The following is an 18624-nucleotide window of genomic DNA, read 5'->3' on the forward strand; positions in this document are numbered from 1 at the left end:
CCGGTACGGCCCGCCGTCCGGGACACCGGCGGGGCGTGTCGCAGGACCCGGCCGGTCACAGGCCGGTGATGGAGAGCCAGTCGGCGTAGAACAGGCCCAGCCCGAACGCCACCGCCATGCCGGTGACCAACCAGAAGCGGACGATCACGGTGTTCTCCGCCCACCCGGCCAGCTCGAAGTGGTGGTGCAGCGGCGCCATCCGGAACACCCGGCGGCGGGTGGCCCGGAAGAAGGCCACCTGGATGACCACCGACAGCGTGACCGCGACGAACAGCCCCCCGAGGACGACGAGCAGCAGCTGGGTGCGGGTGACGATCGCCAGCCCGGCCAGCAGCCCACCGAGGGCCAGGGAGCCGGTGTCGCCCATGAAGATCCGCGCCGGGCTGGTGTTCCACCACAGGAAGCCCAGGCAGGCGCCCATGCCGGCGGCGGCGACGAGGGTGACGTCGAGCGGGTCGCGCACGGTGTAGCAGCCGTCGATCACCGCGGTCGTGCAGTCGTGGGTGAACTGCCAGAACGAGATGATCGTGTAGGCGCCGCACACCATCGCCGAGCAGCCCGCCGCCAGCCCGTCGAGGCCGTCGGTGAGGTTGACCGCGTTGGAGAACCCGGCGATGAACAGGTAGGCCAGCACCACGAAGAGGATCGGGCCCAGGGCCAGCGGCGCGATGTCGCGGACGTAGGAGACGAACGTCGAGGCCGGGGTGGTGCCGGCGGGGTCGGGGAAGTTGACCGCGAGCACCGCGAAGGCCACCCCGACGACCAGCTGCCCGACCAGCTTGGCGGTCTTGTTCAGCCCGAGGCTCCGGCGGTACCGGATCTTCAGGTAGTCGTCGAGGAACCCGACCGTGCCCAGCCCCACCATGAGGAACAGCACGAGCAGCCCGCTGGCGGTGACCCCGCGGCCGGGCTGGTTGATGAGGAACAGGTGGGCGATCAGGTAGCCGCCGACGGTCGCCCCGACGATGACGGTGCCGCCCATGGTGGGCGTGCCCTTCTTCGACAGGTGGCTCTCGGGGCCGTCGTCGCGGATCTCCTGGCCGAAGCCCTTGCGCCGGAACAGGTGGACCGCCACCGGGGTGGCGAGGATGGAGATCACCAGGCCGAACGCGGCGGCGATGAGGACGGACTTCACGCGCCTGCCCCGGTGTCCAGCAGGTCGGCGGCGAGCAGCTCCAGCCCGTAGGACCGGCTGGCCTTCACCAGCACGACGTCTCCGGGCACCAGCACCTCCGTCAGCAGTTGCCGGGCAGCAGCCCGGTCGGGCACGTGCACCGCACCCTCCCCCTCGCGCGCTCCGGCCCGGGACGCGCCCTGGGCTATCCCTACCGCATCGGGCCCGACGGCCACGACCAGGTCCACCCCGCCGGCCACGGCGTCCCGGCCCAGCCGCTCGTGCTCGTCGTCCGCACCCGCGCCGAGCTCGGCCATCGCACCCAGGACGGCGATCCGCCGCTGCCCGGCCAGGCCGGCGAGGGCGGCCAGCGCGGCACGCATGGACTCGGGGTTGGCGTTGTAGGCGTCGTTGACCACGGTGACGCCGTCCGCGCGCCGGGTGACCTCCATGCGCCACCGGCTGCGCGGACCGGCGGCGGACAGGGCGGCAGCGACCTCGGCCGGTGCCATCCCGGCGGCCAGCGCGGCGGCGGCGGCCGACAGCGCGTTGGCCACCTGGTGGACGCCGACCACCTGCAGCCGGACCGGGTGCCGCGCGCCGGCGGCGACCAGGGTGAACCCGGCCCGGCCGGCCTCGTCGAGGGCGACGTCCTCGGCCCGGACGTCGGCGCCGTCGGCGAGGCCCGTGGTGACCACCCTCGCCCGGGTGCGGGACCGCATCCCGAGCACCCGCGGGTCGTCGGCGTTGAGGACGGCGGTGCCCTCGGCCGGCAGCGCCTCGACCAGCTCGCCCTTGGCGACCGCGATGCCCTCCGGGGAGCCGAACTCGCCGAGGTGCGCCGAGCCCACGTTGAGGACGACGCCGATGCGGGGACGGGCGACGCCGCACAGCCGGGCGATGTGCCCGCGCCCGCGCGAGCCCATCTCCAGGACGAGGAACCGGGTGGCGTCGTCGGCGTCGAGGACGGTCAGCGGCAGGCCGATGTCGTTGTTGTAGGACCCCGGCGGGCTGACCGTCGGGCCGGCCGCACCGAGGACCTGGCCCAGGAGGTCCTTGGTGGAGGTCTTGCCCGAGGAGCCGGTGATCGCCAGCGTCGTCAGGCCGCCGGCCACCAGCCGCTCGTGGACGGCGGCGGCCAGGCGGCCCAGCGCGGCGACCGGCTCGTCGACGACCACGCAGGGCAGGGCCGGGTCGGGGCGGGTGGTCAGCGCCGCCACGGCGCCGGCGGCCGCGGCCGCGGCGACGAAGTCGGCGCCGTCGACCCGCTCCCCCGGCACCGCGACGAACAGGTCGCCGGGGGCGACGCTGCGGGAGTCGACGGTGACCTTCCCGGTGACGGTGCCGTCGGCCTCGGGGACCAGCCGGCCACCGGCCGCCGCGGCCACCTCGGCGAGGGTCAGGGCGATCACGGGCTCGGCTCCACTCCGGCCCGGGAGAGGGCCTCGCGCAGCACGGCGCGGTCGTCGAACGGGTGCAGGGTGCCGGCCACCTCCTGGCCGGTCTCGTGGCCCTTGCCGGCCACGAGGACGGCGTCGCCGGGGCGGGCGCGGGCCACGGCCTCGGCGATCGCCGCGCGCCGGTCGCCGATCTCCAGGACGTCCCCGCGCCGGTCGGCGGGGACGCCGGCGAGCACCGCGGCGCGGATCGCGGCGGGGTCCTCCGAGCGCGGGTTGTCGTCGGTGACGACGAGCAGGTCGCTGCCCCGGGCGGCGACCTCGCCCATGGCCGCCCGCTTGCCCGGGTCCCGGTCGCCCCCGCAGCCGAGCACCGTGATCACCCGGCCCGCGGTGTCGGCGCGCAGGGCCGACAGCGCCGTGGCGACCGCGTCGGGGGTGTGGGCGTAGTCGACGACGGCGACGAACGGCTGACCGGCGTCCACCGGCTCCATGCGGCCGGGGACGACGGTGTCGGCCAGCCCCCGCAGCGCCGCCTCGACGGGGACGCCGACGGCGTCGAGCAGGGCCACCGCCAGGACGGCGTTGGCGACGTTGAACGCCCCGGGCAGCCGCACCCGGGCCGGCCAGGTGCGGCCGTCGGGGCCGGTGAGGGTGAACGCCGAGCCGCCGTCGGGGGCCACGGTGACCCCGGTCGCGGTCCAGTCGGCGGGGGTTCCGCGGCCGGAGACGGTGACCGCGCGGCGGCCGTCGAGCATGCCGGTCAGCCGGCGGCCGTACGGGTCGTCGACGTCGACCACCTCGACCGCGGCGCGGCCGTCGAACAGGCGTGCCTTGGCGAGGAAGTAGTCCTCCAGGTCGGCGTGGAAGTCCAGGTGGTCGCGGCCCAGGTTGGTGAAGCCGGCCGCGGCGAACGGGACGCCGCCCACGCGGCCGAGCACCAGCGCGTGGCTGGAGACCTCCATCACCACCGTCTGCACGCCGGCGTCGGCCATGCGGGCCAGCAGCGCGTGCACGGCGGGCGCCTCCGGCGTCGTCCGGACGCTGGGCAGGGCGGTGACCGTCGGCGTCCCGTCGGGGGCCCACCCGCGGGTGCGGGTCTCCACGGTGCCGATCAGGCCGCTCCCCCGCCCCGCGGCGGCCAGACCCGCCTCGACCAGGTAGCTGGTCGTGGTCTTGCCGTTGGTGCCGGTGATCCCGACGACCTGCAGCCGCCGGCCCGGCTCGCCGTAGACCCGGGCGGCGACCGCGCCCAGCAGGGCGCGCGGGTCCTCGACGACGCAGACCGGCAGCCCGGTGGCGCAGGCCTGCTCGCGACCGGTGGGGTCGGTGAGGACGGCGACCGCGCCCCGGGCGGCGGCGTCGGCGGCGAACCGGGCACCGTGGGTGCGGGCACCGGGGAGGGCCGCGTAGAGGTCACCCGCGCCGACCTCCCCGGAGGCCAGCGTGACACCGGAGACCGGCGTCGCGGCGTCGCCCTGCACCGGGGCGCCGACGAGGTCGGCGAGGTCGGCGAGCGTCGGGGCGGGGGTCGCCGGGGCGGCGCCCGCGTGGCGGGGGGCCGCCCCGTCCGCGGTCGGGGTCACGGGGCTCCAATCTACCGGCGGGCAGGCCCCGCCCCGGGCCCGCCCCGAGCGTGCGGAGAGGGGGTCCTCGGTCAGTCGGAGCCCGTGAGCCGGAACTCGGGGCGGGGTGTGCCCGACGGCACGATGGCGTCCGCGGTGAGCGCCTGGCGCATGACGTCGGCGAACACGGGGGCGGCCACCTGGCCGCCCTCGGCGGAGCTGGTCGGCCGCTCCAGGTCCACGGCGACGACGTACTGCGGGTCGTCGGCCGGCGCGAACCCCACGAAGGTGGTCACGTACCCGCCCCCGGCGTAGCAGCCGCACTCGGGGTTGGCCCGCTGCGCGGTGCCGGTCTTGCCGGCCACCCGGAACCCGTCGACCTGGGCGAGCGGCGCGGTGCCGCCCGGGCCGACGACCGCCTCGAGCATGTAGGCCATCTGGTCGGCGGTGGACTCGCTGACCACGCGGGTGGACCCCGGCGCGGGCGCCGCCTCCCCGCCGACGGACTCGACCACCCGCGGCTCGATGCGCACGCCGCCGTTGGCGATCGCCTGGTAGACCGACGCCATCTGCAGGGTCGTGACCGACACGCCCTGGCCGATCGCGATGTTGGCCGCGCGGCTGTCCTCCCAGTCGTCGGAGGGCGAGAGGATGCCGGCGCTCTCCCCGGGCAGCTCGATGCCGGTCCGGCCGCCGACGCCGAAGGCCCGCAGGTACTCCTCGAGCTTCGCGTCGCCCACCTCGCGGGCCAGCATGATCGTGCCCACGTTGCTGGACTTGGCGAGGACGCCGGTCACCGTCCAGTCGATCGGCTCGTGGTCGTGGGCGTCGGTGACCACGGCGTCCCCGGCCTGGATGTGCCCGTCGACGGTGAGGACGGTGTCCGGGGTGGCCACGCCCTCCTCGACGGCGGCGGCGAGGGTGACCGCCTTCATCACCGAGCCGGGCTCGAAGACGTCGGACACCACCGGGTTGCCCAGCAGCTCCGGGTCGGTGCCGGCGGCCGCGCCCGGGTCGTAGCCGGGGCAGGAGCCCATGGCGGCGACCTCGCCGGTGTGCACGTCGAGGACCACGGCCGAGGCGCGGGTGGTGGCGCCGTCCTGACACGCCTGGTCCAGCCGCTGCTCCATGACGAACTGGAGGTCGGAGTCGAGGGTCAGCTGCACGGTCTCGCCGTCGGTGGCCGGGGTGGACTCGTCGATGCCCGAGGGGATCGGGTGGCCGCCGGAGCCCACCTCGACCCGCCGCTCACCGGGGCTGCCGGCGAGCTCCTCGTCGAAGCTCTGCTCGATGCCGGCCAGGCCGCCGCCCTCGCGGCCGACGAAGCCGACCACCTGCCCGGCGACGGTCCCGGCCGGGTAGAGGCGCACCGGGTCGTCCTCGAAGAAGATCCCCCCGAGGCCCAGCTCGTCGATGGCGTCGACGGTCTCCGGGGAGACCTGGCCGGCGAGCACGACGTAGCGGCTGTCGCGGGACAGCAGCTCGGTGAGCTCGGAGACGGGGACGTCGAGCAGCGTGGTGAGGGCCAGGGCGGTGCGTGCCGGATCGGCGACCACGGTCGGGTCGGCGACCACCCGGGAGGCCTCGACGGTGTAGGCAAGCGGGTTTCCGTCCCGGTCCAGGACCTGCCCGCGGAGGGCGGCGATCGGGTAGCTGCGCAGCCGGTCCTGGGTGGCGGCCGCGGCGTAGTCACCGCCGTCCACGCCCTGGAGGAGGACCAGCTTGCCCATGACGACCAGCAGCGGGACGACGACGAGCACCAGGCCGATGGTGAGCCGCCGGGTGCCGGGCCGGAGGCCGGCGGCGACGCGACGGCTGCCCGGCGGACGGCGGGGCGCGAAGGCGCCCGCACCGCCGCGGGGCGGGAGGCGGTCACCGGTGCGCCGGCCGGGGGCCGGCGGCCGGGGTGGGGTGGGCACCGTCAGCCCCCCGCGCCGGGCTCGGGAGCCGGTGCGGGGGCCTCGGCCGGCAGCGCCTCGCCCCGCAGGGTGACCGTGCCGTCCTCGCCGATCACCAGGTAGCCGGCCGGGCCGGCGGGCACCAGGCCGGCGGCGGTCGCGGCCGCGGCCAGCGCGGCGGAGGTGCCCCCGGCGACCACCTGCTGCTCGAGGCGCTCCACCTCCTGCTCGCGGTCGGCGTTGGCCGCCGCCAGCTGCGTGGCCTTGAGCGAGTTGACCGCGATGGCGGTGTTGAGGAACAGCAGTCCCAGGGCGGTGGCGACGAGCAGGCCGACGACCAGCAGCACCAGCGGCGCGCGGCGGGTGGTGAGCACCGACCGGCGGGAGCGGGGCGCGGCGGCCGCCGGCGCGGGCCGCGGCACGGGGCCGGTGGCCTGCGCCCGGGGCGGGCGGGCGCGCAGCGCGCCCACCCGGACCGGTGCGGTGTGGGCGCGCACCGGCCGGGCCGGGGTCGCGGTCACGGTGCGGGTGGCCGGCGGCGCGGCCGCCGTCGCACCGGTGGGCGTCGCGCGGGCAGCCGGGGCCGGCGTCCGGGGGGCGCGGGGCGGGACCGGCGGTGTGCCCCGCGCCGGGGCGCGGGCCGCCCGCGGCTCGGGCGGCGTCCCCGCGCGGGGCGAGCGGGGCTCGGGCGGCACCCCCGCGGCGCGGGCGGCGGCGCTCACGCCGCCCGCCGGATGCGCTCGGCGGCCCGCACCCGCGCCGAGGCGGCGCGGGGGTTCACCGCGGTCTCCTCCGCCGAGGGCGCCTCGCCCCCGCGGGTGAGCAGCCGGAGGGTGGGGCCGTGCTCGGGCAGGGGCACCGGGAGCTCCGGCGGGGTCCGGTCGGTGGCGCCGGCGGCGAGGGTCTGCTTCACGATCCGGTCCTCGAGGGAGTGGAAGGTGATGACGGCGATGCGCCCGCCCACGGCGAGGGCGTCGATGGCGGCGGGCAGGGCCCGCTCCAGGACGCCGAGCTCGTCGTTGACCTCGATGCGCAGCGCCTGGAACGTCCGCTTGGCCGGGTGCCCCCCGGTGCGGCGGGTGGCCGCGGGGATGGACTCGCGCACCAGCTCGGCCAGCCGTCCGGTGCGGGTGAACGGCTCCCGGGCCCGCTCGCGCTCGATGGCGCGGGCGATCCGGGCGGCGAAGCGCTCCTCCCCGTAGACCCGCAGGACGCGGGTGAGCTCGGCGGCGGAGTAGGTGTTGACCACGTCGGCGGCGGTGCGGGGCGCACCGGGGTCCATGCGCATGTCGAGGGGCGCGTCGGCGGCGTAGCTGAAGCCGCGGTCGGGCCGGTCGAGCTGGAGGGAGGAGACGCCGAGGTCGAACAGCACCGCCTGCACCTCCTCGATGCCCAGCCGGTCCAGGACGTCGGGCAGCTCGTCGAAGACGGCGGGCACGAGGGTGACCCGGTCGCTGCAGCCGGCCGCCTCGATGCGGCGGGCGGCCTCGGCGCGGGCGTCGGGGTCGCGGTCCAGCCCCACCAGCCGCAGCCCCGGGTGGGCCCGGAGGAGCGCCAGGGAGTGCCCGGCCAGGCCCAGGGTGGCGTCGACGAGGACGGCCCCCTCGGTGGCGCAGGCGGGGCCGAGCAGTTCGCCGACCCGATCGAGCAGCACCGAGACGTGCACCGCGGGCCGCGCGGGCTCGGTGCTGCTCATCGTCGACTGCTCCTCGAACGGGTCGGGTGGGCGCGGGGCCCGGGGGCCCGTCCATGGTGACGCGGGGCGGTGGTCGGCGGGGGGAGCGCGGCGGGCGTTTCGAGACGCATCCGGGTGGAGGAGGGCGCCTCGGGACCGATCCGGGTGGGGGTGGGGCGCGGTGGGGCCGGTGGGGCCCGGTGGGGCGGGCACGGCCGACCCGACCCCCGCGGGACCCGCCTGGCGCCGGGGAAGTACGCCAGGTGGTGCCCCGCGGGGGCGGGGAGGGCCCGTGCCGGTGCGCGGGCTGGGGGGCCGCACCGGCGACGTGCCCGGGGGCGGTGCTGCGCCTCCGCGCCGCGTCGGACCGAGCCGCGGGGAAGGCGGCTCGGGCCGGCCGGTCGAGCCGCGGGGAAGTCGGCTCGGTCGGGGTGGGGCGCGGAGGGCGGGCGGCGGGGTCGGGACGTCGGGTCAGGAGAGGGTCGGCATCCCCTCGCTCTCCATCTCGGCGTAGACGGCCTCCTGTTCGGCCACGTAGGCGTCCCAGGTGCCGGCGTCCCAGATCTCGAAGCGGGTGTCGACACCCACCACGACGACGTCGCGGTCGAGACCGGCGTACTCACGCAGGTTGGCCGGGATGGTGATGCGCCCGGTCTTGTCGGGCTCCACCTCCACCATCGACCCGAAGCTCATGCGGGCCCGCATGCGGGCCGCGGCGGTGTCGGACGGCGCCATGGCGGCGGCCGCGGCGCTCTGCTCGGCGACGCGGGCCATGGTGAGGCCGTAGATGCAGCGCTCCTGGCCCTTCTTGATCACCATGCCGCCGGCCACCTGCTCGCGGAACCGGACGGGGAGTGCGAGCCGGCCCTTCTCGTCGAGCCGCAGCGGATAGCTGCCGACGAACACCGGATCACCTCCCCCACAGGTCCTCCACTCGCTCTGGGAGGACCCGGAGCGGGCCCTGCCTCCCCACCGGGCCACACAGTAACCCACTGGCCCCCACCAGACACCACTCGACACCATGTCGTGACCGGCCTCCCCCACCGCCGCTCGCGCTGGTCAGGACGCCGTCCGCGGGTGCGCGGAGACCGGTGGGGCGCGGTGGGGCCGGGGGTGGGCCGGAGTGGGTCCACCGCACCCCCGGCAGGTCGTCGCGGACGGTCGCCGTGGGGCGTCCGCCCACCCCCGAGGCCGGAAGTTGGGGAAACCACCGGTCGGTGCGTCCGGGGACCGCCCGGTGGTCCCCCGGCGCACGTACCTTGGGATACGTGACCGAGGTGACCCGCACCGCTGACGGCACGGAGTCCTCGATCGACGTCGCGGCCGAGGGCGCCCGCATCGCCGCCAACATGGCCCGTGTCGTGCACGGCAAGCCCGACGTCGTCCACCTGGCGCTCGTGGTGCTGCTGGCCGAGGGGCACCTGCTGGTCGAGGACGTCCCCGGCGTGGGCAAGACGACGCTGGCCAAGGCGATGGCCGCCTCCATCGACGCGAGCGTGCGCCGGATCCAGTTCACGCCGGACCTGCTGCCCAGCGACGTGACCGGCGTGGCGATCTACGACCAGGAGAGCCGGGAGTTCGAGTTCAAGCCCGGCGCGGTGTTCGCCAACATCGTCGTCGCCGACGAGATCAACCGGGCCTCGCCGAAGACCCAGTCGGCCCTGTTGGAGTGCATGGAGGAGCGGCAGGTCACCGTCGACGGCGTCAGCTACGAGCTGGCCCGCCCCTTCCTCGTGATGGCCACCCAGAACCCGATCGAGATGGAGGGCACCTACCCCCTCCCCGAGGCGCAGCGTGACCGGTTCACCGCGCGGGTGTCGATGGGCTACCCCGACCGCGAGGCGGAGCTGGCCATGCTCGACGACCTGGTCACCACCGATCCCCTGGCCACCCTCACCCCGGTCGCCGACGCCGCCCTGGTCCGCACGCTGGTCGCCGCGGTGGGGCGGCTGCACGTCGCCGAGGCGGTCCGCCGGTACGTGGTGTCGCTGGTGGAGGCCACCCGCCGCTCCCCCGACCTGCGCCTGGGCGCCTCGCCCCGGGCCGGGCTGCAGCTGCTGCGGACGGCGCGGGCGGCCGCGGCGCTGGCCGGGCGCGACCACGTGCTGCCCGACGACGTGCAGACCGTCGCGGTCCCGGTGCTCGCCCACCGGCTGCTCCTGACCGCCGACGCCGCGGCGTCCCGGCGCACCGGCGAGCAGGTGGTGACCGACCTGCTCGCGACCGTCCCGGTGCCGCGCGGGCGCTGACCGTGCGCGGACCTGTGGCGACGGCCCTCGCCACGCTCACCCTCCGCGGACGCTGCCTCGTCGCCGCGGGCCTCACCCTCCTCCTGCTCGGCGTCCTCCTGGGCGAGCGCCCGCTGGTGCAGGTGGCCGTCTTCGTGCTGGCGCTGCCGCTGCTGTCGGCGGCCACCGTGGCCCGGCGCCGGTTCCGGGTGGCCTCCCGGCGCACGGTGACCCCCGCCCGGGTGCCGCGCGGCGGGGACGCCGAGGTGCGGCTGGAGGTCACCAACGCCGGCCGGGGCACCGGGGGGCTGTGGCTGATGGCCGAGACCGTCCCGGCGGAACTCGGCGCCACCCCGGAGTTCGTCGTCGACCGGCTGCCCGGCGGGGAGACCGCCACGCTGGGGTACCGGGTGCACGGCGGGCGCCGCGGCCGCTACCGGCTCGGCCCGCTGAGGCTGCGGCTGGTCGACCCGTTCGGGCTGGTGCTGCGCAGCGTCGCCGGCACCGACAGCGCTCCCCTGGTCGTCGTGCCGCGGGTCGTCCCGCTGGGCCCGGGCGGCCCGTCGGGCGGTCACGGCGGGGGCGACTCGGGCGCGCGCCGCTCGATCGCCGTCCACGGCGAGGACGACGTGAGCACCCGCCCCTACCGGCACGGTGACGACCTGCGGAAGGTGCACTGGCGGGCCACGGCGCGCACCGGTGAGCTGATGGTGCGCCTGGAGGAGCGCCCGTGGCGGGCGCAGGCGACCCTGCTGCTGGACACCCGGGCCCGCGCGCACGTGCTGGCCCGCGGGCACGCGGCCGACCGCGCCGCCGGCACGGCCGGGAGCGACGCACCCCCACCGGACAGCCTGGAGTGGCTGGTCGAGGCCGCCGCCAGCATCGGCACCGAGCTCCTCGGCCGGGGCGCCACCCTGCGGGTGGTCACCGACGCCGTCGAGCTGGCCCCGGCCGAGCACGCCGACGGCCTGGGCGCCGGGGAGCTGCTGGACCGGCTGGCCGCGGTCACGCCGTCCCGGCTGTCGGGGCTGGGGCCGGGCCTGGAGCTGCTCACCCGGGCGGCCGGGGACGGCCCGGTCATCGCCCTGCTCGGCGCCGTCGGGCCCGAGGACGCCGCGGAGCTGGTCCGCGCCCGCTCCGGCCCCGGCACGGACCTGGCGGTGCTGGCCGACATCGGCAGCTGGGCCGGGAGCGAGCTCACCCGCGGCCGCCGGGCGGCCACCGGCGCCGCCCGCGACGAGCTGGCGCGCCAGCGCGAGGCGGCCGCGCGGCTGCTGCGGGCCGGCGGCTGGCGGGTCGCCGTCGCCTCCTCCGGGGACCCCGTGGGCGCCGTCTGGTCGCAGCTCGGCCGGCCCGGCACCACCGCGGCCGGGCTGCGGGGGGTGCCCGCGTGACCGGCCCCACCTCCCGCGTCGCCCTGGCCGAGGCCGGCACCGCGCTGGCCGCCGCCGTCGCCACCGCACTGGGCACCCTCGCGCTCGTCCCCGTCTTCACCGACCGCTCCTGGCTGGCGCCGGTGCTGGCCGCCGTCGCCGTCGTCACGGTCGGTGGGCTGCTCCTGCGCGGCGTCGGGGCCGTCCTCTGGTCGGCGCTCGCGCCCGGCCGCCCCGTGCCCGTCCGGTGGGCGGCCCTCGGCGTGCCGCTGGTGCCGCTGGGCCAGCTCGCCCTGCTCGGCTGCCTGGTCACCGCGGTGTTCGCACCCGCCCGCGCGGTCGGCGGGTGGCTGCCGACCCGGGACAGCGTGCGGGACCTCCTGTCGGTGCTCGCCGACGGCTCGGCCGAGCTGCAGGAGCAGGCCACGCCGGCGCTGCCGCTGACCGGCCTGCTGGCGCTGACCGCCCTGATGGTCGGGCTGGTCGCGCTGGTCGTGGACCTCGTCGCCGTGGGCGTCCGCCAGCCCGCCCTCGCCGGCCTGGGGCTGCTGGTGCTGATCTGCGTGCCGGTGAGCACGGTGACCGGCACGATCGGCGCGCTGCCGGTGGCCGCCCCCGCGGCCGGGCTGGCGCTCCTGCTGTGGGCCGACCAGCACCGCCGGCTGCGGCACCGGCCGGCCGGCGGGCACCGGCCGCTGCTGGGCACCGGCACGCTGACCGCCCTGCGCACCGGGACGGTCGCCGTGCTGCTGGGGCTGGTCGTCGGCGCGGTCGTCCCGACCCTCACCGAGGGCAGCTTCGCCGGCGGGATCGGCCGCGGCGTCGGCGGCTCGACCGGGACGGCGCTCGACCCGGCCGCCGCCCTGCAGGGCCAGCTGACCCTGGACGAGCCGATCGACCTGCTGCGCGTGCAGGCCTCCGTCGACGACCCCGGCTACCTGCGCGTGGTCGCGCTGGAGGTCTACGACGCCGAGGACGGCTGGTCGGTGGGCAACCTGGACGGCGAGACGGCGGTGGCCGACGACAGCGAGCTGGCCCCCCTGCCCGGACGACGGGACGGCCGCCCCGTCGACGCGCTGGTCACCGCCCTGGGACACGAGGACGTCTACCTGCCACTGCTCTACTCCCCCCTCTCGGTCGCGGTCGCCGACGCCGAGCAGTGGCGGTTCGACCCCGGCACCGCCACCGTCTTCGGCCGGGACGTGACCACCGAGGGGCGCACCTGGTCGGTGAGCGCGGTCGACCCGCGGCCCACCCCGGAGGAGCTGGCCGAGGCCGGACCGCTGCCGCCCGACCTGCCGCTGAGCCAGCGCTACACCGCGCTGCCCCCGATGGACCCGGCCGTCACCGACCTGGTCGGCTCGCTGACCGCGGGCCTGAGCACCCCCTACGAGCGGGTCCGGGCGATCTACGGGCACTTCACCGACCCGGCGAACGGGTACGAGTACTCGCTGTCCACCGCCCCCGGCACCAGCGGCGACGACCTCGCCGACTTCCTGCGGCTGCGCCGGGGCTACTGCGAGCAGTACGCCGGGGCGATGGCGGCGCTGGTCCGCGCCGCCGGGGTGCCGGCGCGGGTGGTGCTGGGCTACACCCCGGGCACCGTGCAGCCCGACGGCAGCCGGCTGGTCACCAGCGACGACGCGCACGCCTGGGTCGAGGCCTACTTCGACGACCTGGGCTGGATCCCCTTCGACCCGACCCCGATCGACGTCGACCGCGCGGTGGAGCTGCCGTGGTCCCCGCGCGTGCAGGACCAGGAGGCCGACGACCGCGCCGACGCGCCCGTCGTCCCGCTGCCCGGGCCGGCCACCCCCACGCCGCAGCTGGAGCCCGTGCCCCAGCAGCTGCCCGCGCCGCAGGCCGCACCGGAGTCGGCCGACTGGCTGCGCCCGGTGCTGCTGGGCGTCGCCGGCGTGCTCGGCGTCGCCGCCCTGGCCGCGGTGCCCGCCGGGGTGCGCGCCCTGCAGCGACGGCGCCGGCTCGCCGACGGCAGCGCTGCGGCGCTGTGGGACGAGCTCGCCGCGACCGCGCTGGACGTCGGGGTGGAGGGCGACCCCGCGCGGACCCCGCGGCAGGTGGCCGCCCAGCTGACCGCGGCGATGGGCGAGCGGGGCGGCGGCGGTGGTGCGCACCGCCCGGGCGGCCGGCTGGTGCCGGTGCAGGCCGCGGCCGACGCCGTCACGCGGCTGGCCCGCGCGGAGGAGGCGGCCAGTTACGCGCGTCCCGGCAGCGTCCCCGCGGCGGGGGCGGAGCTGGTGGCGGCGCTGGCCACCGCCCGGCACGGGCTGCTGGCCGGGGCCTCCCGGCGGACCCGGCTGCGCGCGCTGCTGTGGCCGCCGTCCCTGGGCCGGGGGGCGCGGGAGCTGCGGATCCGACTGCCGCGGCCGAGGTGGAGCCGCCGCCCGGCGCTGCGCGGCTGAGGCTCAGTCCGGCCGGTCGACCTGCAGTCGCAGCAGCCGCTCGGTCAGCTCGGTCAGCGGCACGCGGGAGCCGTCGCCGCCCGCGGAGAGCACCGCCGCGCTGATCCCGGCGTCCATCCAGCCGGGGATCTCGGCGAGCAGGGTGTCGAGGTCGAGGAACACCGGCGCCTCACCGGGGTCACCCTCGGCGCCGGCGGCCTGCGCGGCCTGCTCCGCCGAGGTCCACAGGGGGACGACGTCGCGGCCGTCGTCCCCGGTCCACGGGACGATGCCGTCGTCGTCGCCCCAGCCCCACAGCCCGCGATCGGCGGTCAGCGCCTGCCACACCGGTTCCTCGGACACGGGTTCCTCCTGCGGTCGTCGGGGCCCTGACGCGCGACAGCCGCCGTCCGGTGGGGACGGCGGCTGTCGCGGGGCTCGTGGGGCTACTGGTCGTAGCGGCGGCGGAAGCGCTCCTCGAGGCGGTTCTTCAGCGGCTGCCGGCGGGGCTTGCCGCCCCGGCCGCTCCGCCCGGGTGCGGCGGCGGGGCCGGTGGCCCCGGTGGGACCGGACTCGACCACCCCGGTGGCCGACCGGTAGTTGAGGACGGCGAGGGCCAGGCCACCGAAGGCGACCAGGAACCCGAGGACCCCGAGGGGGACCGAGGGGGCCACGGCGCCACCGACGAGGACGGCCATCCCGACCAGGAGCAGGAGGGCCCCCAGTTGCAGCTTGCGACGGGCCTTGACCCGGCGGTCACCGGTGCGGACCTGCGAGGCGAACTTCGGATCGTCATCGACGAGGGCGCGCTCGATCTGCTCCAGCAGACGCTGTTCGTGCTCGGAGAGCGGCACGTCGACCTCCATGGGGCCTGAACACATCCCGTCGGAGGTGCCGCCGACGGTGACATCGAGGATACGAGCCCTTTGCGGGGCGCGAAAGGCGAGTCGTCCCCGACCCGCCGTGATCACTCTCGCGAGTGGGTCGGGAACTCCCCGGAGAGGACGAACGAGCGCCGTCCGGGGTTCCTCGGCTGGTCACCGGGCGCGCTGCCGGTCGCGGTGCAGCAGGGTCGCCGGGCGCACCGCGCCGGCCCCGAACCGGCGGGCGGCCCGGTCGGCGGCCAGCTCGGCCTCGCGGCGGCCGTGCTCCCGGGCGCCCAGCTCCAGCTGCCGGGGCGCGGAGCCGGCCTCGACCAGCCGTTCGGCGCGGACCCCCACCAGCCGGATCCGCGCCCGCTCCAGCCCCAGGGCGTCGAACAGGGCGCGGGCGGTGTCGTAGAGCTCCTGCCCGACGTCGGTCGGGACCTCGAGGGTGCGGGACCGGGTGATCGTGGCGAAGTCGGCGAACCGCACCTTGATGCTCACCGTGCGGGCCAGCCAGCCACCCGAGCGCAGCCGGCCCGCCGTCCGCTCCGCCAGCCGCAGCAGCTCCCGGTGGACGACCACCGGGTCGTCCACGTCCGTGGCGAAGGTCTCCTCGTGCCCGGCGGACTTCTCCGGCTCGTCGGGCACCACCCGCCGGGGGTCACGCCCCCACGCCAGCTCGTGCAGGGAGGAGCCGGCCGCGGGGCCCAGCGCCCGCTGCAGCGTGCGGGCCGGCACGTGGGCGAGGTCGCCGACGGTGCGCAGCCCCAGCCGCAGCAGCACCTCCTCGGTCCTGGCCCCCACTCCCCAGAGCGCGCCGACCGGCAGCGGGTGCAGGAACTCCATGACCTCGGCGGGCCGGACGACGCGCAACCCGTCGGGCTTGGCGGAGGTGGAGGCCAGCTTGGCCACGAACTTGGTGCCGGCCACACCCACCGAGCAGGTGATGCCCTGCTCGTCGTAGACGCGGGCGCGGATGTACTCCCCGACCTCCGCGGCGTCGCCCAGCCGCCGGCCCGCCCCGGAGACGTCGAGGAAGGCCTCGTCCAGGCTCAGCGGCTCGACCAGCGGGGTGATCGAGCGGAACAACGCCATGACCGACCGGGACACCTCGGTGTAGAGCGCCATGTCCCCCGGCAGCACCGTCGCCGTCGGGCACAGCCGCAGCGCCCGCGAGGTGGGCATCGCGGCGTGCACCCCGTACCGGCGCGCCTCGTAGGTGGCCGAGGTGACCACCCCGCGGTTGCCGGCCCCGCCGACGATCACCGGGGTGCCGGCCAGCTCGGGCCGGCGGCGCACCTCGACGCTGGCGAAGAACGCGTCCATGTCGACGTGCAGCACGCCGCACCCGGCAGCACGGGCGGACTGGCTCATGACCCCTTCCCGACCTCGAACACGTGTTCGACGACGGGAGGACGGTAACGCCCCTGGCGCGGTCCCGGCACCTCGACGCGGCGCCGTGACCGAGCTGTTGCCGACACGCCGTTCCCGCTGGTCGGGGCAGGTGTGTGAGAGCAGGATGCGTGAGGTACAGCACGCCCGGAGGGCCACCGCCCGGTGGCTCGCGACCCGATGTGATCGGAGACCCATGGCGCTCGACGACGATGACATGACCACCGCCGGCGTGGGCGACGGCGGCGCGGACGGCGGTGCCGACAGCGGCGCGGACGGTGGCGCGGGCGACGGCGGCGCGGACGGCGGTGCCGACAGCGGCGCGGACGGTGGCGCGGGCGACGGCGGCGCGGACGGCGGTGCCGACAGCGGCGCGGACGGTGGCGCGGGCGACGGCGGCGCGGACGGCGGCGCGGACGGTTCGGCCTGACCGAGATCCCCACCACGCAGGGCCGGCCGGACCCCCGGCCGGCCCTGCGTCGGTGCACCGCCCTCGACCCGCGGGTCTTCGCCGAGGAGTACTGGTCCCGCCGGCCGCTGCTCACCCGCGCCGAGCAGACCGGCGGGTCCTTCGCCGACCTGCTGGACCTGGCCGCGGTCGACGAGCTGCTGTCCCGTCGCGGGCTGCGCACCCCGTTCCTGCGGATCGCCAAGGACGGCGCGGTGGTCGACCCGAAGCGGTTCACCACCTCCGGCGGCGCCGGTGCGGAGATCGCCGACCAGGTCTCCTCCGACGCGGTGCTGCGGCTGTTCGCCGACGGCAGCACCGTGGTCCTCCAGGGGCTGCACCGGCTGTGGCCACCGCTGATCGAGTTCGCCGACCAGCTCGCCGCCGACCTGGGGCACCCCACGCAGGTCAACGCCTACATCACCCCGCCGTCCTCGCGCGGGTTCTCCGCCCACTACGACGTGCACGACGTCTTCGTGCTGCAGGTGGCCGGCGAGAAGCACTGGCGCATCCACGAGCCGGTGCTCCCCGACCCGCTGCGCACGCAGCCGTGGGACGGCCGGGCCGCCGCCGTGGCCGCCGCCGCGGAGCGGGAGCCGGTGGTCGACGCGGTGCTGCGCCCGGGCGACGCGCTCTACCTGCCCCGCGGGTACCTGCACGCGGCGACCGCGCTGGGCGAGATCAGCGCGCACCTGACCATCGGCGTGCACCCGGTGACGCGCTGGGCGGCCGCCGAGTCGGCGCTCGACCTCGTGCGCGTGCTGGCCGCCGAGGACCCCGAGCTGCGCCGCTCCCTGCCCCTGGGCCTCGACCTCGCCGACCCGTCGGCGGTCACCGGGGACGTGGTGGAGGTCGTGGCGGCGCTGAAGGGCTGGCTGGACCGGGTGGACCCGGCCGAGGTCGCCGACCGGCTGCGCAGCCGCACCTGGGCCCAGGTGCGCCCGGAGCCCGTGGCACCCCTCGCCCAGGCCACCGCGGCCGCCGCCCTGAGCACCGACACCGTGCTGCGGGTCCGCCCTCGGCTCCGCTGCCAGCTGCGGGAGCCGGACGGCGACCGGGTGACGCTGGTCGCCGGACGCCGGTCGCTCGAGCTGCCCGCGTCGACCCGCCCCGCGCTGGCCGCGCTGCTGGCCGCCGGTGAGCTCAAGGTCGCCGACCTGCCCGGCCTCGACGACACCGACCAGCTGACCCTCGCGCGGCGGCTGGTCACCGAGTCGATCGCGGTCGTCCCCGACGCCGTCGTCCCCGGGCGGCCCCCGGGGGAGGATGGGGCGCGTGACGGCGCTCCCGGGGCCGGGTCGTGAGCCGGCCGGACCGCACGGCGTGACGGACGCGACCGACTTCTGCCGCCCCGGGGAGGTCCCCGGCCGGCCGGTCGGCCGGATCGACGACGACCGCTGCTCGGTGCGCGCGCTCGTCCGCGGCGACTCCGGGGTGGCCACGGCGTCGCCCGCGCAGCGGTGGCTGCTCATCGAGCAGCCGGGGCCGTGGGGCGTCGACGCGCTGCGGCAGTCCCGCTTCGACCCCGCGGTCGCCACCGAGGTGGCGCACCGGGCGCGGGTGGAGAACGTGCGGGTGCTCCTCGTGCGCCGGCCCGGCGGGCGGCTCACCGACGGGCCGCGGCGCTGGGCCTACGTCGACGGCCGGCCGGGCCGGGAGGGGCTGTGGTGGTCCTCCCGCGCCCGCGACCGCGACCTGCTCGACGTCCCGTGGGACGGCTCGGCCGGCGAGCCCGCCACCGGGCCGACGTACCTGGTGTGCGCGCACGGCGGTCACGACGCCTGCTGCGCGCTGCGCGGCCGGCCGCTGGCGCGGCTGATGCCGTCGGACGACGTCTGGGAGTGCAGCCACCTGGGCGGTGACCGCTTCGCGGCGAACGTGCTGGTGCTGCCGCACGGCTTCTACTACGGGCAGGTGCCGGACGACGGCGCGCAGGTGGTGGCCGCGCACGCCGCGGGGCGGGTCGCGCTGCCGTGGCTGCGCGGCCGGGCCGGCTGCCCGCCGCCGGTGCAGGCCGCCCAGCACACCGCCCGGGGCGAGCTGGGGCTCCTCGGCGTCGACGACCTGCCGCCGCGGGGGGTGCGGCGGCTGAGCCCGTCCGGCGCGGACGTGGAGCGGTGGGTGGTGACCCTCGCCGGCCCGGACGGCGACGTGGTGGCCGAGGTGGAGAGCCGCATGTCGGAGGAGGCGGCCCGGTTGACCTGCCGGGCGACGCACGAGGCGCACACCCACGTCTGGCGTGTGCGGCTGGTCTCCGCGGTCTAGG

The 18624-nt window shown here is 77.4% G+C and carries 16 protein-coding genes; 6 read left to right on the forward strand and 10 right to left on the reverse strand.

Annotated elements, in window-relative coordinates; genetic code table 11:
- Window positions 1-55: 55 nt before the first annotated feature.
- From mraY to mraZ, 7 genes are all read right to left on the reverse strand, one after another.
- Window positions 56-1135 carry a phospho-N-acetylmuramoyl-pentapeptide-transferase gene (mraY, locus tag ACI79E_RS09930; protein WP_456932365.1) on the reverse strand — a complete coding sequence of 360 codons (1080 nt, stop codon included), beginning with the start codon at window positions 1133-1135 and terminating at the stop codon, window positions 56-58.
- Window positions 1132-2526 carry a UDP-N-acetylmuramoyl-tripeptide--D-alanyl-D-alanine ligase gene (locus tag ACI79E_RS09935; RefSeq protein WP_456932366.1) on the reverse strand — a complete coding sequence of 465 codons (1395 nt, stop codon included), beginning with the start codon at window positions 2524-2526 and terminating at the stop codon, window positions 1132-1134. The genes mraY and ACI79E_RS09935 overlap by 4 nt, the downstream gene beginning before the upstream one ends.
- Window positions 2523-4097, reverse strand: coding sequence for a UDP-N-acetylmuramoyl-L-alanyl-D-glutamate--2,6-diaminopimelate ligase (locus tag ACI79E_RS09940; RefSeq protein ID WP_456932367.1), 1575 nt, complete (start codon window positions 4095-4097; stop codon window positions 2523-2525). Before ACI79E_RS09940 ends, ACI79E_RS09935 begins: the two co-directional genes overlap by 4 nt.
- 71 nt (window positions 4098-4168) lie before the next feature.
- Entirely contained in the window at window positions 4169-5995 is a 1827-nt protein-coding gene (locus ACI79E_RS09945) for a peptidoglycan D,D-transpeptidase FtsI family protein (protein WP_456932368.1), read from the reverse strand.
- A gap of 2 nt (window positions 5996-5997) precedes the next feature.
- Window positions 5998-6696 carry a hypothetical protein gene (locus ACI79E_RS09950; RefSeq protein WP_456932369.1) on the reverse strand — a complete coding sequence of 233 codons (699 nt, stop codon included), beginning with the start codon at window positions 6694-6696 and terminating at the stop codon, window positions 5998-6000.
- Window positions 6693-7670, reverse strand: a complete 978-nt coding sequence (rsmH, locus tag ACI79E_RS09955) for a 16S rRNA (cytosine(1402)-N(4))-methyltransferase RsmH (RefSeq protein ID WP_456932370.1) — start codon at window positions 7668-7670, stop codon at window positions 6693-6695. The genes ACI79E_RS09950 and rsmH overlap by 4 nt, the downstream gene beginning before the upstream one ends.
- Before the next feature lie 450 nt (window positions 7671-8120).
- Window positions 8121-8555 (reverse strand): division/cell wall cluster transcriptional repressor MraZ, encoded by a 435-nt coding sequence (gene mraZ / locus ACI79E_RS09960; RefSeq protein WP_456932371.1) that lies wholly within the window; start codon window positions 8553-8555, stop codon window positions 8121-8123.
- Window positions 8556-8917: 362 nt separating this feature from the next.
- On the opposite strand from mraZ, the gene ACI79E_RS09965 reads away from it, so the two are divergent.
- Genes ACI79E_RS09965 through ACI79E_RS09975 form a run of 3 tightly spaced genes read left to right on the forward strand, consistent with a single transcriptional unit; the run spans window position 8918 to window position 13673 of the window.
- Window positions 8918-9898 carry an AAA family ATPase gene (locus ACI79E_RS09965; protein WP_456932372.1) on the forward strand — a complete coding sequence of 327 codons (981 nt, stop codon included), beginning with the start codon at window positions 8918-8920 and terminating at the stop codon, window positions 9896-9898.
- 14 nt (window positions 9899-9912) lie between these two features.
- Window positions 9913-11271, forward strand: a complete 1359-nt coding sequence (locus ACI79E_RS09970) for a DUF58 domain-containing protein (RefSeq protein WP_456932373.1) — start codon at window positions 9913-9915, stop codon at window positions 11269-11271.
- On the forward strand, window positions 11268-13673 hold the full coding sequence (locus ACI79E_RS09975) for a transglutaminase family protein (RefSeq protein ID WP_456932374.1): 2406 nt from the start codon (window positions 11268-11270) through the stop codon (window positions 13671-13673). Before ACI79E_RS09970 ends, ACI79E_RS09975 begins: the two co-directional genes overlap by 4 nt.
- Before the next feature lie 3 nt (window positions 13674-13676).
- On the opposite strand, the gene ACI79E_RS09980 is transcribed toward ACI79E_RS09975, so the two are convergent.
- The 3 genes from ACI79E_RS09980 to dinB all read right to left on the reverse strand — a co-directional run bounded on the left by ACI79E_RS09980 (window position 13677) and on the right by dinB (window position 15892).
- Complete coding sequence (locus ACI79E_RS09980; protein WP_456932375.1) at window positions 13677-14015, reverse strand: DUF2750 domain-containing protein; 339 nt, start codon at window positions 14013-14015, stop codon at window positions 13677-13679.
- Window positions 14016-14098: 83 nt separating this feature from the next.
- Window positions 14099-14506, reverse strand: a complete 408-nt coding sequence (locus ACI79E_RS09985; protein ID WP_456932376.1) for a DUF3040 domain-containing protein — start codon at window positions 14504-14506, stop codon at window positions 14099-14101.
- 183 nt (window positions 14507-14689) lie between these two features.
- Complete coding sequence (gene dinB, locus ACI79E_RS09990; RefSeq protein ID WP_456932377.1) at window positions 14690-15892, reverse strand: DNA polymerase IV; 1203 nt, start codon at window positions 15890-15892, stop codon at window positions 14690-14692.
- Window positions 15893-16106: 214 nt separating this feature from the next.
- On the opposite strand from dinB, the gene ACI79E_RS09995 reads away from it, so the two are divergent.
- From ACI79E_RS09995 to ACI79E_RS10005, 3 genes are all read left to right on the forward strand, one after another.
- Window positions 16107-16340, forward strand: coding sequence for a BatC protein (locus ACI79E_RS09995; RefSeq protein WP_456932378.1), 234 nt, complete (start codon window positions 16107-16109; stop codon window positions 16338-16340).
- A 233-nt stretch (window positions 16341-16573) separates the two neighbouring features.
- Window positions 16574-17662, forward strand: a complete 1089-nt coding sequence (locus ACI79E_RS10000) for a cupin domain-containing protein (RefSeq protein ID WP_456932379.1) — start codon at window positions 16574-16576, stop codon at window positions 17660-17662.
- 19 nt (window positions 17663-17681) lie between these two features.
- Window positions 17682-18623 (forward strand): sucrase ferredoxin, encoded by a 942-nt coding sequence (locus ACI79E_RS10005; RefSeq protein WP_456932380.1) that lies wholly within the window; start codon window positions 17682-17684, stop codon window positions 18621-18623.
- Window position 18624: the final 1 nt, after the last annotated feature.

The organism is Geodermatophilus sp. SYSU D00079, from assembly GCF_054050635.1.

What these genes read in the sequence shown, in the direction of transcription:
- rsmH (WP_456932370.1), bottom strand. Translation starts at nt 7,670, where the DNA reads ATGAGCAGCACCGAGCCCGCGCGGCCCGCGGTGCACGTCTCGGTGCTG.
- ACI79E_RS09995 (WP_456932378.1), top strand. Translation starts at nt 16,107, where the DNA reads ATGGCGCTCGACGACGATGACATGACCACCGCCGGCGTGGGCGACGGC.
- dinB (WP_456932377.1), bottom strand. Translation starts at nt 15,892, where the DNA reads ATGAGCCAGTCCGCCCGTGCTGCCGGGTGCGGCGTGCTGCACGTCGAC.